This window comes from Rossellomorea marisflavi (assembly GCF_001274775.1).
Classification (GTDB): domain Bacteria; phylum Bacillota; class Bacilli; order Bacillales; family Bacillaceae_B; genus Rossellomorea; species Rossellomorea marisflavi.
Map to the genome: position 1 here is coordinate 183,663 of NZ_LGUE01000008.1, position 15,031 is coordinate 198,693.

The following is a 15,031-nucleotide window of genomic DNA, read 5'->3' on the forward strand; positions in this document are numbered from 1 at the left end:
TTATGTGTTGAGGAGCGCTGCCGTTTCCACTACAAGGAGCGCTGCGATCCGGCTCGTCATATCCCTGAAATCAAGCGTAGGGTCGATCTCCACGATATCCATGGCCCTGACACCAGGGTGCTTCAGAGCCTCGTGGAGGCCTTCCAGAAGCTCTTCAGGGTTCATGCCTCCTGGACTGATGGCAGGGCAGCCTGGAGCGTAGGATTGATCGAGGACGTCCATGTCTACGGACAGATAGATGACGTCAACCCGCCCCTTCAGCATCTCGATTCCCTGGCGGACAAGTTCTGCCGTCCCCCTCTCCCTTACGTCTTTCATTGTATGAACCGTCACACCCTGATCGAGGGCGTATTCATGATAGGCTTTTGCATTGCTGTAGTTGCGGATGCCGATCTGGATGAGATTCTCTCCCTTTATGATCCCTTCCTGTAGCAGCCTTCTGAACGGGGTCCCGTTGGTGGGTCCGCCATCCTCTGTGTTCCGGAGGTCGTGGTGGGCATCGAACTGGATGATCCCTACCGTCCCTTTTTCTTCGCAAAAAGCTTTGACTGCGGAGGTGGTGATGGAATGATCCCCTCCGAGCAGGATCGTGAACGGTGCCGCTTCCTGAGTCAGTACCTGACGGACGGCTGTGGTGATCCGCTCATGTGATTCCATTATGGAGGTCGGGTGCATGACGACATCGCCAAAATCGATGATGGGGGAAGTGAGATCTTGCCCGCTCTCGATCCTGTAGGTGGTGAATCCATTCAGGGCGTTCCGGATCGCACCCGGTGCGAAGCTTGCCCCTGAATGGGAAATGGACGGCTTGGATAAGGGGACGCCCAGGATGGCCGCTGCTCCCCTTTCCCCTTCTTCCCACGGCTTCAGGAGCTCGGCGACCTTTGTGGTATAACGATCCTTGAATGCCGCCTGCCCTGCCGGTTTAATAGGCATATTCATGGTCGATTCTCCTGCGGTACACGACGCGGCCCGATTTCACGACTGCAGCCGTGTGATTGACTCCGTAATGATACGGGATGTAGTGGTGGTTCGGCGCATCCCATAGGACGATATCCGCCTTCCTGCCGACGACAATCTTCCCGGCCACGTCTCCACGGTTGATGGCATGGGCCGCATTGACGGTGACGGAGTTCCAGATCTCCTCCGGTGTCATCTTCAGCTGCAGGGAAGCGAGGTTCATGATAAGCTGCAGGTTTTCCGTCGGTGAGCTTCCCGGATTGAAATCCGTTGAAAGCGTGACGGCGGCCCCTGCCTCGATCATGCCTCTTGCATTCGCATATTTCCCTTTGTTCAGGTAGAACGACGTGCCCGGTAACAGGACGGCAATCGTATTCCCTTCCCCGAGGGCCTTGATGCCTTCAGGGGATGCCCCGACGAGGTGATCGCCGCTGACGGCACCGATCCCGACGGCCATTTCCGTACCGCCTAGAGGATCGATTTCATCCGCATGGATTTTCACGGAGAAGCCCTTCTCTTTTGCTTTCAGGAGGAAAGCCCTTGACTGCTCCACGGAGAATACCCCCGTCTCACAGAAGATGTCGACGAATTCCGCAAGCTCGTCTTTTTCGATGTCTTCCAGCAGATGTAGCATGGCATCCAAAAATGCCTCCGGCTCTCCTTTGTATTCAGGCGGGATGGCGTGGGCACCGAGGAACGTCGAGACGATCTCGACTGGATGCTCGTGGTTGAGCTGCTTGGCGACCCTGAGCTGCTTCAGCTCGGTATCCTTATCCAGGCCGTAGCCCGATTTCGCTTCGACCGTGGTGACCCCGTAGGAAAGCATCCGGTCGAGATGGAACTTCGCCTTGGCTAGGAGCTCTTCCTCCGTCGCCTGCCTTGTGGCGCCGACGGTGGAAAGGATGCCTCCGCCCTGCTTGAGGATCTCGAGGTACGGGACGCCCTGCTGCTTCAGGGCCATTTCGTGCTCCCTCGATCCCCCGAATACGAGATGGGTATGGGGATCAACGAGTCCAGGGGAAACGAGTTTCCCTCCTGCATCCATCCGTTCTTTTGCATGAAGGCTTGCTGCCTCTTCCTGTGTCCCGATCCAGGCAATGATGCCATCCTTGATGGCAATGGCTGCGTTCTTTTTCACTGGGAGGTGCTTCATGTCTTCTCCCCTGATCGGCCCCTCCCCATGTTCCATGGTAAGAAGCTCGCCAATATGTTCGATGATCAGATCGTATGTCATTCTTCATTCCCCCTCTTCATCGGGATATGGATTCCGTGTTTTTCCGCGGTTTCGTTGGCGATGTCATACCCTGCATCTGCATGACGGATGACGCCCATCCCCGGATCCGAGGTGAGCACCCGTTCCAGCCGTTCCTTCGCGAGATCCGTACCGTCTGCGACAGCGACCATCCCGGCGTGGAGGGAGTAGCCCATGCCGACTCCACCGCCGTGGTGGAAGGAAATCCATGAACCGCCAGCCGCCGTATTGATCAGGGCATTCAAGATTGCCCAATCACCGACTGCATCGCTTCCGTCCATCATGCTTTCGGTTTCCCGGTTCGGTGAAGCGACGGACCCACAGTCGAGATGGTCCCGTCCGATAACGATCGGCGCTTTCAGCTCCCCGTTCTTCACCAGCTCATTAATGGCAAGGCCCATCTTCACGCGTTCTCCGTATCCGAGCCAACAGATCCTTGACGGGAGGCCCTGGAATGCCACCTTCTCCTGGGCCATATCGATCCAGCGATTGAGGGCCTCATTCTCTGGGAAGAGCTCCTTGATCAGGCGGTCCGTCCGGTGGATGTCTGCAGGGTCACCTGAGAGGGCTGCCCAGCGGAACGGTCCTTTCCCTTCGCAGAAGAGCGGACGGATATAGGCCGGGACGAAGCCGGGGAATGCGAAGGCATCCTCGACCCCTTCATCCTTGGCGACCTGACGGATGTTGTTGCCGTAATCGAAAACGATGCTTCCGCGCTTCTGGAACTCGAGCATCGCCTCCACATGCTTCGCCATACTCTTCTTGGAAAGATCCGTATAGCGTTTCGGATCGGAGCCGCGCAGCTCTGCCGCTTCCTTGAGGCTGTAGCCTTCCGGGACATACCCGTTCAATGGATCATGCGCCGACGTCTGATCGGTGACGATATCGATCTTCACCCCGCGGCGCAGAAGTTCATGATGGACTTCTGCCGCATTCCCGAGAAGGCCGATGGACAGCGCTTCCCCTTTGTCACGGGCTTCATGGGCCATGAGGAGGGCTTCGTCGACGGAATCTGTCTTTACATCGCAGTAACGTGTATCCAGGCGCTTATCGATCCGTTCCTCATCCACATCGACGGCGATGACGACCCCACCGTTCATGGTGACGGCAAGGGGCTGAGCGCCGCCCATACCTCCGAGCCCGGCCGTCAGGGTGATGGTGCCCTTGAGGGATCCGTTGTAATGCTTTTTGGCAAGGGCAGCGAACGTCTCGTATGTTCCCTGAAGGATGCCCTGTGTCCCGATATAGATCCAGCTTCCCGCCGTCATCTGGCCGTACATGATGAGCCCCTTCTTATCGAGCTCGTGGAAGTGATCCCAGTCCGCCCATTTCGGTACGAGGACGGAGTTGGACAGTAGCACCCTCGGGGCTGCTGTATGGGTCCTGAATTTCCCGACAGGCTTCCCGGACTGGATCAGGAGGGTTTCGTCATTCTCCAGTTCCCGCAAGGAGCGGACGATGGCATCGAAGGATTCCCAGTTCCGGACAGCCTTCCCGATCCCGCCGTATACGACGAGCTCCTCAGGAATTTCGGCCACTTCGGGATCAAGATTGTTGTAGAGCATGCGGAGGACCGCTTCCTGCTCCCACCCTTTGCATTCGATCTCCGTTCCTTTTTTGACGCGTACGATTCGTTTATCCGCTTTAACCATTGGTCGTTTCCTCCTTCGTCTCATTCGAAATGATGGTGTGCAGTTGAATGGATTGAAGCCATGAAGCTGCGGCTTCGATATCTTTCGAGAATATACGGTCCTTGGTGATACTCGGGATGACCTTGCGTGCTTCATCGTAGAAGCGCTTCGTGGTCGGTGCCATGAGATCCACTCCCCGGTGCTCCACTGCCTGAAGGCTGCAGACGAGTTCGATGGCCACGACGCGCCGGGTGTTCTGGAGGATCTGATAGGCGTGGCGGGAACCGATCGTCCCCATGCTCACATGATCTTCCTGATTCGCCGACGACGGGATGGAATCAACGCTCGCCGGATGGGCCAGGGTTTTATTTTCCGATACAAGGGAGGCGGCACAGTACTGCATGATCATCGCTCCCGATTGAAGGCCGGGCTCAGGGCTGAGGAACGGCGGCAGGTCGCTCAGCTGCGGATTGACGAGTCGCTCGATCCTCCGCTCGGAGATATTGGCAAGCTCAGCAACAGCGATCTTCATGAAGTCCATGGCAAAGGCGATTGGCTGACCGTGGAAGTTTCCTCCCGAGATGATCTTCTCCCCGTCTTCAAAGATCAAGGGATTATCCGTTGCCGCGTTCATTTCGATCTCGAGCTTTTCCTTCACATAGTCGAGGGCCTGCCACGAAGCTCCGTGCACCTGGGGGATGCAGCGGAGGGAATAAGCATCCTGGACCCTGAGCTCACCCTGCCTCGTCGTCAGTCTGCTGCCCTGGAGATAGCTCCGGATCCGCGAGGCCGTGTCGACCTGCTGCGTGTAGCCCCTGGCCAGATGCACATCTTCATCGAAGGCATCGGTAATCCCCCTCAGCCCTTCCATCGTGAGGCTTGCGATCAGCTCGCTCTGATGGGCGAGTTCTTCTGCTTCCAGATAACCGATGACCCCCATGGCCGTCATGGCCTGTGTTCCGTTGATCAAGGCAAGGCCCTCTTTGGCCTGGAGCTGGATCGGGAAGATGTTTTCCTTTGAAAGGACGGTCAGGGTGTCGTGGATCCCGCCGCGGTAGTGCACCTGCCCTTCTCCCATGAGGGCGAGGGCGAGATGGGAAAGGGGGGCAAGATCTCCGCTTGCACCGAGTGATCCTTGCTGTGGAACGACGGGATGGATTTCCTTATTGAGGAACTCCACCAATCGCTCAACGATGACGGGCCGCACGCCCGAATATCCTTTCAGCAGGGCATTCGCCCTCAAGAGGAGCATCGCCCTCGAGACGTTTTCAGGGAACGGATCCCCTACCCCGCATGCGTGGGAGTGGATGAGGTTCAGCTGGAGCTCTTCCACATCCTCGGGATCGATGAGCACATCGCTGAATTTTCCGAATCCTGTATTGATACCGTAGACGACCCGCTTTTCTTTCACGATCCGCTCAACCGCTTCCCGGCTCTTCTTTACCCTGTCCATGCTTTCCTGCGATAGGGTGACGAACACCTTCTCATCGATCACCTGCTTTGCCTGAGCCAACGTCAGGGAGCAACCTGTCAATTCCACCATCATGATCACCTCGTTATAATTGTTTGTCCACATGAAAAGGAGGCTCGGTCAAAGACAGAATCCTGTCCTTGACCGAGCCTCCTTTTGACTGATTTCTATAGGCTCTTATTCAAATATGATTGATTCCGAGACCGATCGTCTCATGTTCAAGTCCCTTCACCGGGGCACCAATGGTCCCGTAGAGAGCGACGGCGATCCACTCGCCTTCCTCTTCCTGGGCATACGGCGTTCCCCTTACGACCGAAAAGCTCAGCCCCACTGTCCTGAGGATCTCTCCCAGCTGGGTGTGGCCCCTGGTGACGCCCGTGAGTGCTTCCATGATGGCATGGTAAAGAGCGTGCATCTCGCGGTACAGGTCTTCTCGGACGATATCACTCCGCTTTGCAGCGGTCTCGATGGCCGCGACGATCTTCTGGCTGTCCATTGATCCGATCCTGCCGGTACAGTAGCTCCAGTTCAGTTCGTTGAAATGGCGATTCCAATCCTCTTCAGACCTCTCGGTGAGGAGAAGGAGCATGGCACTCTTGCCGATCCGGGTATTCCCTGCTGTTTTCATGGAGTCATCACCTTGAGAGAAAATTCTAAACATACTAATAACTATCTTCATTGTATGTAGGATATCGGCCTGGGTCAACGGAAATCATCGGGATTTTAGAAACTTAGAGAGGTAGTTCGGTAGCGGAGTAAAGCCTTATTCCCCTACGCTTTTGCCTCTTTTATACACATTGGGCTTCCATTGGAAGGTGACCGTTCTGGCATCGGTCTTCAAACTGAAGAATGAGAGTATATCACTTTTCATCTCGTCATCGAGGGGTTCTTCATGCGGGTGGGAAGGCAGGATATTCAACCGTGTCATCGTATGCGTTTTCTCCACGATAAGCTTGCACGTGATGATCGTGTTTGCGTCGATATCCACACATTTGAATGACAGGGAGCTTCCTTCAGCGATCGGGAGGGCATACAGGGTGCAGCCCATCGTTTCCATCACGAAGTTTGAGTATAGGATCCCTTTAAGAGGATGTGAAAATCCGGGAGGCCTGCAGATGGAGACAATCCCTTCTTTGTAGTGCTTTCCTTCAAAGAGGAGCAGGTGCTTATTTTTCCAATCGGCTTTGCGTCTCGTCAGGTCATACTCTTCGAAAACAATCAGATATTCTCTTGCCATTGTATCCTCCTTTATAACTAGTAATATTTTACTACTTTTGGTTTATTCTACATATTATGAGTTTTTTCCTCCTTCTTTTACAAACATACTAGTATTTTTTTACTTTATAATGCTATTTTTGCCGCCGAATATGAAAAATGGTGTTCGAATAAAACAAAAAGGGGACCCTATCATGACGAACATGATCCGTATAGATTCTTTATACCACTCATGAGTTCCGTGCAAGACTCCGCTTTTCGCGGCTCCGCAAGCCTGTGGGATCTCAAATTAACTACTCTTCATGAAGGAACCTCCATCTTGCACTCCAATCAACCGCTGGACATGATGAAATCGTAGTGTTCATGAACAAATGGAAAACCCGAATTCTTTGCCTCATCGCAGGCAATTGAATCCGGGTTTTCCCATCAAACACGTTTGTCTCAGCCCCATTTTGTCACGTGGACCTTAGTCAGATCCTCCGATCAATCTCCTTGACCATAGCTCAGGAGATTGGTAAAGATGCGGTAGCCTCCGGGAACCTGACCTTGTATCTGACGATAGAAGACCAGATTGGTATAAAGATAGGTACCTTCTCCGTAAGGCGCCATGAGGATCCCTCCATCAAATGATTCTTCCCCTGGATCATTCATGCGGACGAACGTTTCATAACGGCTATCCCAATCCATCGGGTAGTAGAGACCCCTTTCCTGTACCCAGTTGTCCCAGTCGTTCTCAGAAAGGGCATTCGGATAGGAGAAGAGGCTGGATTCAGGCTTAAGGATCTCGACGTCTGCATTTTCATCCGTCACCCTCCAGCGAATGGACGGATTGCCGATCGTGAGGGGATAAGGTGCCGTTGTGGCCGCGTCCCATCTATCATTCGGTTTATGATACTGAACGACAAGATGTCCCCCCTCCTCCACGTACGCCTTCAGCCGGTCGTTATTCTCATTGAGTGCATCACGGGAGAGATAAGCCCTGATCCCCGTAACGATCGTATCGAATTCGGATAGATCGCCGGAAGCTAGATCCTTATCAGTCAATCTCGTTATATCCATTCCGACATTGGACAGGTAGTCAGCCACCTGATCGAATCCGCTTTCGATATACCCTACCTTCATGCCTTCAGGGGTCAGGAGCTCGAACGAAACCCCATTGATTCCTGCATCATACTGGTAGTAAAACGTACCGATGTGACTGTAGGTGATTTCCTGGACAGTGGTTCCGAACGTTTTCCCGTCGACGTTTGCATGTGCCTCTACCTTGAAATCTCCTTCTTCGATCTCTGCAGGAGGGTGAAGGACAAAGTCGGCTGATTTTTTCTCTTTATGATCCTTAAAATGTATGTCTACTGATGAAGGCGTGACGGTCCAGCCTTCAGGGACGTCTAAGGATACCGCGGCAGTTGATTTTCCTTGCTTGTAGTTGGTCACTTCGACACTGACCGGCACGTCTGTCTTCACATCCGCCGTGTTCACGACAAGGTCTTCCGGGCTCATGGTGAGACCGACATCGGGAAGGACGGCGATGGTCCCGTTCAATTCCTCTTTCTTCACCGTTTCCACTGAACCGGAACGGAATGTGACCAATGCCTGAATGACCGGCTCTTCGTATGGATGGTATGTTTCCGCATCTTCAGGCACATCCACTTTGAAGGTGAACGTTCGTTCTTCACCCGGTTTCAGGTTCTTTTTCTTTGTTTTTTTGGAGAAGTGAAAAGGGGTATCCAGAGTGACGTCTGCATTCTTCAGAACATGCTTGCCGTCGTTTTTCAAGTTCACTTCCACTTTCACTTGCTGCCCGCCTGTCAGCACGTTAGATTCCGACGTTGCCTGAACGTCAAGGTCAGAAGACAAGTAGCTTACATTCATGAGCTGTTCTTCCTTCAGGGACAGCTTATGGAGGAGGTCTTCCTTCAACCCTGAATCCAGCTTGGCCTTCCTTGTCATCTTGGTTGCCTTTTCTACGAGCTTCAAGGATTTCTGAGCCTCCCGGAATGCTTCAGAACGATCAGGATAGCTGGAAATCGTCCGTTCGAGCTGGCCTTGGAGCTTTTGATACTGCTTCACGAGAGATTTTTCTTTCTTTGGAAGCTCCGCTGCCCATTCGTTGAATTCATAAGGAATCCCTTTAAAGAGCTGATCCTTCCCTGAGGATGCATCACGGGATTTCACCAGTTCAAGGTGCACCTGTCTTGGGGCCACTGGGATCTCGCTACCCATTCCCTGGCTTTTATGGAGGAAACGGGATTCTTCTCCGATTTGAGGATATGATTTCCCGTAGATGTCATCGAGCATGCCGATTTCAATCGATGATGTGGCGCTCTCTTTTGATTCTGCTGGTAAGTATAGTTTTTTGATTTTCCAAGGGGACAGACCTTCTTCAAGGTGTTCTGGGTAAACGTTCGGATCAGCTGCATCCTCAAATGCGCGCTGGGTCAGGATTGATATCGCCCGATGATGCCCATGCTGAGAATCGACATCACGGAAAGACGGCATCACGATATCAGGCTGATAGGTACGGATGAAGCGGATCAACCGCTCGTAGGTAAGGTCTTCCCCCCATTTGGAGAGGGTTTCGTCTGGAGTCTTCGAAAATCCGAAGTCATAGATGGGATCAGAGGTGGTTTCACTGAGGTGGTATGCTTTTACGCCTGTCACTTTTGCTGCTTCAATCATTTCCCTCGAACGGATGATGCCAAGGGCATTGTCGAGCTCTTGACCGATTTCATTTTGGCCGCCTTCACCCCGGTTGGCAATGAGGCTGGATGTCTTCACGCCCAGACCCCTGGAGAGATAGGCGAGGAAATCACTCCGTTCATCGTCGGGATGCGCTCCCGTATTCAGGAAGGTCACAGTGGTCTCAAGTGGTTTGAGGGCACTCCAAAGGTCTGGATCCTCATTTTCGCGGGCCAAAGGATTCATCGGAAGGACGAGTAAGAAGGCGATCAGGAGGCAAATCAGTTTCTTCATGTTCATGCTCCTCTCAAATTGGATTACCGTGTTCGAACTGCACCCCTCCTTGCGATTAGTTTGTTTATCTTTTTAACGAACTGAAGGTCGTTTTTCCCGTTCTTTTCATTAGTAGCACAGGCATATATTTCCTGTAAATGGGTCATTGACCTGATATATAAAGCGCTTACATGTCATAAGGAGGAAAAATTCGACAAAGTCGTTGCGGACCATACTCCATCCCAGTAGCTCGGTAAACAACTTTACGTGTTGATATGGCGGGGTTTTCAACGATTTCTATCCAATGGGTACAAAGTATGTTTTTTCGTCTGTTTATTCTGAATAATAAAAATATTAATTGTAAGAAAAACGGAACTACTGTATATTTTTAGTTGATTAGTTAGGTTCACTAACAAAATACGAAAGCCGTGATGCAATGAATCAACGTGTGCAGCAGTCGAAAGTGATCAACAAAAAACGAGTATTGCACTGCATTCAGCAAGAATCCCCCATCTCCAGAGCCGATATCGCCGCAAAAATCCATCTCAGTAAACCGACCGTCTCCCTTCTCGTCGATGAGCTCCTTCAGGAAAACAAAGTGTATGAAAAGGGAATCGGACCGTCCTCTTCCCAGGGAGGAAGAAAGCCCATCCACTTATACTTCAACGAGCGGGCAGCCTACGTGATCGGGACAGACATCAGCGGCACGAAAGTCAAAACCATCCTCTCAGACCTTAATGGCACCATCCTCCACACCAAGAGCTTTTCTACCGCCAGCCACCTTAGAACCGGTTTATTTGAACAACTATCGAGGGATGTCTCCTCCATGTTATCTGCTGAAGGAATCGATGTGACGAATGTCCTCGGCATGGGTATCGGCGTACCTGGAATCACGAAGAACGGAGTGGTCATCGATGCCCCTAGCCTCGACTGGGTCCGCTATCCCATCCAATCAGAAGCCGAGCGCCATTTCCCCTTCCCCGTTTACGTGGAAAACGACGTGAATGTAGCTGTCCTGGGGGAACAGTGGATCGGAAATGCCCGGAATAAACGGCATGTGCTTTTCATCGCTGTGGGAACCGGGATCGGCAGCGGAATCATCATCCATGACCGGTTGTACCGAGGGGGCGCCCACGCTTCAGGAGAAATGGGCTATATGGTGACGGACAGACGCGACTTCGAGGGTGACTTCCAGCCAATCTTCCATCGGTATGGCTATCTCGAGAGTGTGGCCGGAGGAAAGGCGATCGGGGCAACATTCACCCGTTCTGTCGTCCTCGACCCTGTCCATCCTGCATACCAAGCCGCCATGACAGGTGAACTGTCCGGTGAACTGGCCTTTCGGTACGCCTCTGAAGGCGATGCCGTTGCCATGTCGATCGTGAATGATGCCATTACGCAACTGGGGTACGGCATCATCAATGCTGCAAGTGTTTTGAATCCCGAGGTCATCATTTTAGGGGGTGGTGTCTTGAAATCGGCAGATTATATCTTGCCGAAGCTTGAGCGGATGGTCAATGAATATCTTCCCATTCCAATCGAGCTGAAAGTGTCTGAATTAGGGTCGAATGCAGGTGTGATCGGGGCCGTTTCTTTATTCCTACGAGAGCATGAAGGCACGGGCCACTTATTATGATCAGGGGGAATGAATGATGGGATCAAAGAAGAAACAATCGGCTTTTGCGGTGTTATCAATGTCAGCGATGCTTGTCCTTTCCGCATGCGGCGGATCAGAAAAAGGTTCAGGAAGCGAAAATAAAGAGGGCAAGGACTTCGAGGATAAGATCGTCGTCTACTCACCTCACGGGAAAGATATCCTCTCGAAGTTCGAGCAGCAGTTCGAGGAAAAATACAACATCGACGTGGAATGGCTGGATATGGGCTCCCAGGAGATCCTTGACCGGGTACGCTCTGAAAAGAATAATCCTCAAGCCGATGTATGGTGGGGTGCCCCATCAACGAACTTCGACCAAGCCAAGGATGAAGGACTGTTGACACCCTATGAACCGACATATGCAGACAGTTTGGCAGACGGCTTCCATGATCCAGACTGGAACTGGTCCGGCACAAGCCAGACGCCTGAAGTGATCATGTACAACAGTAAGAAGGTCTCTGCTGATGAAGCACCGAAGGATTGGGATGAACTCCTTGATTCCAAATGGAAGGATGAAATCATCATCCGCTACCCGCTCGCCTCTGGAACCATGAGGACGATCTTCTCTGCCATGATCTATCGCGACTTCAAAGATTCCAACGATCCGGCCAAAGGCTATGAGTGGCTCGAGAAGCTGGATGCCAATACGAAGGAATACTCAGCCAACCCTGAAATGATGTACAACAAGGTGGCCAAAGGCGAAGGGACCATCTCCGTCTGGGCCATGCCGGATGTCGTCATGCTGAAGGAAAACAAAAATTACCCATTTGAATTCATCATTCCAGAAAGTGGGACACCTGTATTGACTGAAGGGATCGCCCTCGTCAAAGATGCTCCCCATCCGAAAGCAGCTGAAGCCTTCTATGAATTCGTCAACACACCGGAAGCCGCTAAGCTGTTGGCTGAAGAATTCTACCGTATCCCGACCCGGGACGACGTAGAAGGACTTCCTTCATGGATCACCGACACCGAAATCAAAAGCATGGATATCGATTGGAAGGTATTCCAGGAAAACAGCGATGAATGGATGAAGCATTGGGATGAAAACATTAAAAACGGGGACAAAGAAATCAAAGAATAGGATGTGTAAGCGAAAATGGCGTCCATACAAATAGATAGCGTCCAAAAAACCTTCGGAAAAGTCACAGCAGTCGATCACCTGGACCTCGCCATCAAGGATGGAGAGTTCTTCACCTTCCTCGGACCGAGTGGCTGCGGGAAAACGACAACCTTGAGAATGATCGCGGGATTCTACTATCCTACCAAAGGGGTCGTTCGATTCGGGGACAAAGATATGACGCGGGTGCCACCTGAAAAGCGGAATACGGGCATGGTTTTCCAAAACTATGCCCTGTTCCCTCATATGACGGTCTTCGAGAACGTGGCATTCGGCCTCAGGGTCCGAAAGCTGAACATCAAGGAAGTGAAGGCACGGGTGAAGAATGTATTGGAGAAAGTCCGGCTAGACCAATATGCCGAGCGCCAGGTCAGCCAGCTCAGCGGAGGCCAGCAGCAACGGGTCGCCCTCGCCCGTGCCCTCGTCATCGAGCCTGAGATCCTCCTCCTCGATGAACCCCTCAGTAACCTGGATGCGAAACTCAGGGACGAGATGCGGAGCGAGATCCTCCGGTTGCAGAAAGAGTACAACATCACGACCATCTATGTTACCCATGATCAGGCGGAGGCCCTTTCCATGAGCGACCGGATCGCCGTCTTTAATTACGGTGTCTGTCATCAGGTAGGAACGCCTGCCGAAATCTATAATGAGCCTGCAAACGATTTTGTAGCCAGTTTCATAGGGGAAATCAACCTATTGCCTGCCTCCATCGAGGAGCGTGAAGGGGGGCTGGCACACGCAACGGTGCTGAACGGGGCCCTCCCCCGCCCCGTTGCAGTGCGCCAGCATAATATCGCCAAGACCGGTACAGACGGGCAAGGCACTGCTTTAGCGATCCGTCCTGAAGCGATCAATCTTGTTGACTCTTCACGAAGCGAGGATGAGAACGTATTCCCAGGCGTCATCAAGGAGATCCACTTCTTCGGCTCCGTTATCAACGTGATGGTCCAAGTGGACAACCAACCCATCCGCGTGCACACGCTGAATGGCGAAGTGTCACGCTCGTTGCATGTGGGCTCCCCGGTTTTCGTCGAACTGCCGAAGGAACGTATCCGGGTGATTCCCATGGTGAGCGGTGATCCCTCATGATGAAGAACCGCGATCATCGTCTCACCCTATGGCTGCTCATACCAGTCCTGCTCGTCTTGATCGCTTATGTTCTCTACCCGTCGCTCCGGACATTCCTAGAGAGCATGAACACAAAAGAAGGAGTCGGTCTCGGGAACTACGAGGATTTCTTCACCCAGGAATCCAAGACGAATCTGGAGGCATTATGGAATTCCGTGTACATTTCCCTATTGAGCGTCCTTGCCAGTGCCATCATCGGGGTGCCCCTTGCCTTCATCTTCAATCGGTATGACTTTCCCGGCCGGGGGTTCTTCTCGACGGCAGCCATCATGCCCATCGTCCTTCCTTCCCTCGTCGGGGTCATGGCATTCATGTTCCTTTACGGGGAAACCGGTCTTGTCCCGAATGCCATCAAGGATTTGTTCCATCTTGATGAAGTTCCGTTCAAGATTGGAGGCGTCTCCGGCATTCTCATCGTCCATGCCTATACGATGTATGTGTACTTTTATATGACCGTGTCTGCGGCTATCAATAAAATCGATCCGTCCCTCGAGGAAGCAGCCCATAATCTGGGAGCCGGTCGATTCAGCGTGTTCTGGAAGGTCACCTTCCCGTTGCTCACACCTGCCATTGTGGCCGCCTCCCTACTGGTGTTCATGATTTCCATGGCCTCATTCAGTGCCCCTTTCCTTCTTGCAGGAGGATTCAGGGTGCTCAGCCTGCAAATCTATTTCTCTAAAATCAATGGTGATATGGAGGTTGCAGCAACTCAGTCTGTCATTCTGTCCATCGTTTCGATCAGCTTCCTCCTGTTCATGAGGTGGTACCAGAACCGCAAGGACTACCGTATGGCCTCGAAGGGGATCGGCGCTCACCGGAGCGAAGTGAAGAATCCGTTCATGAAGTGGATGCTGGTGGCGACGGGGATCATCGGGGTCCTCATCCTGCTGCTCCCTCATTTCACAATCCTTCTTCTCTCCCTTGTGCCTGATGGTACGTGGACCTGGCAGACCTACCCGTCCGTATTCAACGTCGAAAACTACCGGCTCCTATTCGAAGACCCCAATATCTTCAAGCCGCTGAAAAACAGCTTGATTCTATCATTTATTGCCACGGCGGGGAATCTGGTTTTCGGGGTCCTGACTTCCTACCTTCTCGTGAAGCGGAGATTCGTAGGGAAGGGATTCGTCGATGTCCTTGTCATGATCCCCTGGGCGCTGCCGGCAACGGTCATCGGGATGAACTTGATCTTTGCATTCAATGAACCTTCTATTTTCTCGTTTGGAAACATCCTGGTCGGGACGTTTTGGATCCTGCCCCTTGCCTATTTCGTCAGACATATCCCGCTTGTGGTGCGCTCCACGAATGCCGCACTGGAACAGCTCGATGATTCCATCGAAGAGGCAGCGAGGAGCCTAGGGGCAAAATGGTTCTACACGTTCCGCAAAGTGATCCTTCCCATCATCATGCCCGGCGTCCTTGCGGGGACATTGCTCGCCTTTGTCGAATCCGTAGGGGAATTCCCGACATCGGTATTGTTGTACACAATTTCCAACCGGCCCATATCCATTGAAATCATGAATCAGCTACGCATGTTCAACATGGGTCAGGCGGCAGCCTACGGGATGATTCAGATCACCTTGATTGCCGTTGTCCTCTTGATCTCGAATAAGGTATTCGGAGTAAAAGCAGAGAAATCTTTATCCTAGGA

11 protein-coding genes are annotated in these 15,031 nt (G+C 52.5%); 4 read left to right on the top strand and 7 right to left on the bottom strand.

All coding sequences use genetic code 11. The features are described 5' to 3' along the window. The 7 genes from hutG to AF331_RS19055 form a co-directional block, all read right to left on the bottom strand. Window positions 1-942 carry a formimidoylglutamase gene (hutG, locus tag AF331_RS19025; protein ID WP_053429591.1) on the bottom strand — a complete coding sequence of 314 codons (942 nt, stop codon included), beginning with the start codon at window positions 940-942 and terminating at the stop codon, window positions 1-3. After that, on the bottom strand, window positions 926-2,194 hold the full coding sequence (hutI, locus tag AF331_RS19030) for an imidazolonepropionase (protein ID WP_053429592.1): 1,269 nt from the start codon (window positions 2,192-2,194) through the stop codon (window positions 926-928). The genes hutG and hutI overlap by 17 nt, the downstream gene beginning before the upstream one ends. Then, the gene (gene hutU, locus AF331_RS19035) at window positions 2,191-3,864 is read right to left on the bottom strand and encodes a urocanate hydratase (RefSeq protein ID WP_053429593.1); all 1,674 of its coding nucleotides are present in this window, start codon (window positions 3,862-3,864) and stop codon (window positions 2,191-2,193) included. The genes hutI and hutU overlap by 4 nt, the downstream gene beginning before the upstream one ends. Continuing rightward, the gene (gene hutH, locus AF331_RS19040; RefSeq protein WP_053429594.1) at window positions 3,857-5,386 is read right to left on the bottom strand and encodes a histidine ammonia-lyase; all 1,530 of its coding nucleotides are present in this window, start codon (window positions 5,384-5,386) and stop codon (window positions 3,857-3,859) included. The genes hutU and hutH overlap by 8 nt, the downstream gene beginning before the upstream one ends. Window positions 5,387-5,495: 109 nt before the next feature. Next, window positions 5,496-5,942, bottom strand: coding sequence for a hut operon transcriptional regulator HutP (gene hutP / locus AF331_RS19045; RefSeq protein WP_053429595.1), 447 nt, complete (start codon window positions 5,940-5,942; stop codon window positions 5,496-5,498). A 135-nt stretch (window positions 5,943-6,077) separates the two neighbouring features. After that, window positions 6,078-6,551: a hypothetical protein gene (locus AF331_RS19050; protein WP_053429596.1), complete on the bottom strand. Its 474-nt coding sequence runs from the start codon at window positions 6,549-6,551 to the stop codon at window positions 6,078-6,080. A gap of 461 nt (window positions 6,552-7,012) precedes the next feature. Beyond that, complete coding sequence (locus tag AF331_RS19055) at window positions 7,013-9,502, bottom strand: PIG-L family deacetylase (RefSeq protein WP_053429597.1); 2,490 nt, start codon at window positions 9,500-9,502, stop codon at window positions 7,013-7,015. 415 nt (window positions 9,503-9,917) lie between these two features. Here AF331_RS19055 and AF331_RS19060 point away from each other — a divergent pair, with 415 nt between their 5' ends. Genes AF331_RS19060 through AF331_RS19075 form a run of 4 tightly spaced genes read left to right on the top strand, consistent with a single transcriptional unit; the run spans window position 9,918 to window position 15,029 of the window. Beyond that, window positions 9,918-11,117 carry an ROK family transcriptional regulator gene (locus tag AF331_RS19060; RefSeq protein ID WP_053429598.1) on the top strand — a complete coding sequence of 400 codons (1,200 nt, stop codon included), beginning with the start codon at window positions 9,918-9,920 and terminating at the stop codon, window positions 11,115-11,117. Window positions 11,118-11,133: 16 nt separating this feature from the next. After that, a complete protein-coding gene (locus AF331_RS19065; RefSeq protein ID WP_053429599.1) occupies window positions 11,134-12,216 on the top strand; it encodes an extracellular solute-binding protein in 1,083 nt (360 codons plus the stop codon). Window positions 12,217-12,231: 15 nt separating this feature from the next. Then, window positions 12,232-13,341, top strand: a complete 1,110-nt coding sequence (locus AF331_RS19070) for an ABC transporter ATP-binding protein (protein WP_053429600.1) — start codon at window positions 12,232-12,234, stop codon at window positions 13,339-13,341. Beyond that, window positions 13,338-15,029 carry an ABC transporter permease gene (locus tag AF331_RS19075; protein ID WP_053429601.1) on the top strand — a complete coding sequence of 564 codons (1,692 nt, stop codon included), beginning with the start codon at window positions 13,338-13,340 and terminating at the stop codon, window positions 15,027-15,029. Before AF331_RS19070 ends, AF331_RS19075 begins: the two co-directional genes overlap by 4 nt. The last annotated feature ends 2 nt before the right edge of the window (window positions 15,030-15,031 follow it).

Excerpts from the sequence above, each read along its gene's own strand:
- hutG (WP_053429591.1), bottom strand. The coding sequence starts at position 942 with ATGAATATGCCTATTAAACCGGCAGGGCAGGCGGCATTCAAGGATCGT.
- hutI (WP_053429592.1), bottom strand. The coding sequence starts at position 2,194 with ATGACATACGATCTGATCATCGAACATATTGGCGAGCTTCTTACCATG.
- hutU (WP_053429593.1), bottom strand. The coding sequence starts at position 3,864 with ATGGTTAAAGCGGATAAACGAATCGTACGCGTCAAAAAAGGAACGGAG.
- hutH (WP_053429594.1), bottom strand. The coding sequence starts at position 5,386 with ATGGTGGAATTGACAGGTTGCTCCCTGACGTTGGCTCAGGCAAAGCAG.
- hutP (WP_053429595.1), bottom strand. The coding sequence starts at position 5,942 with ATGAAAACAGCAGGGAATACCCGGATCGGCAAGAGTGCCATGCTCCTT.
- AF331_RS19050 (WP_053429596.1), bottom strand. The coding sequence starts at position 6,551 with ATGGCAAGAGAATATCTGATTGTTTTCGAAGAGTATGACCTGACGAGA.
- AF331_RS19055 (WP_053429597.1), bottom strand. The coding sequence starts at position 9,502 with ATGAAGAAACTGATTTGCCTCCTGATCGCCTTCTTACTCGTCCTTCCG.
- AF331_RS19060 (WP_053429598.1), top strand. The coding sequence starts at position 9,918 with ATGAATCAACGTGTGCAGCAGTCGAAAGTGATCAACAAAAAACGAGTA.
- AF331_RS19065 (WP_053429599.1), top strand. The coding sequence starts at position 11,134 with ATGGGATCAAAGAAGAAACAATCGGCTTTTGCGGTGTTATCAATGTCA.
- AF331_RS19070 (WP_053429600.1), top strand. The coding sequence starts at position 12,232 with ATGGCGTCCATACAAATAGATAGCGTCCAAAAAACCTTCGGAAAAGTC.
- AF331_RS19075 (WP_053429601.1), top strand. The coding sequence starts at position 13,338 with ATGATGAAGAACCGCGATCATCGTCTCACCCTATGGCTGCTCATACCA.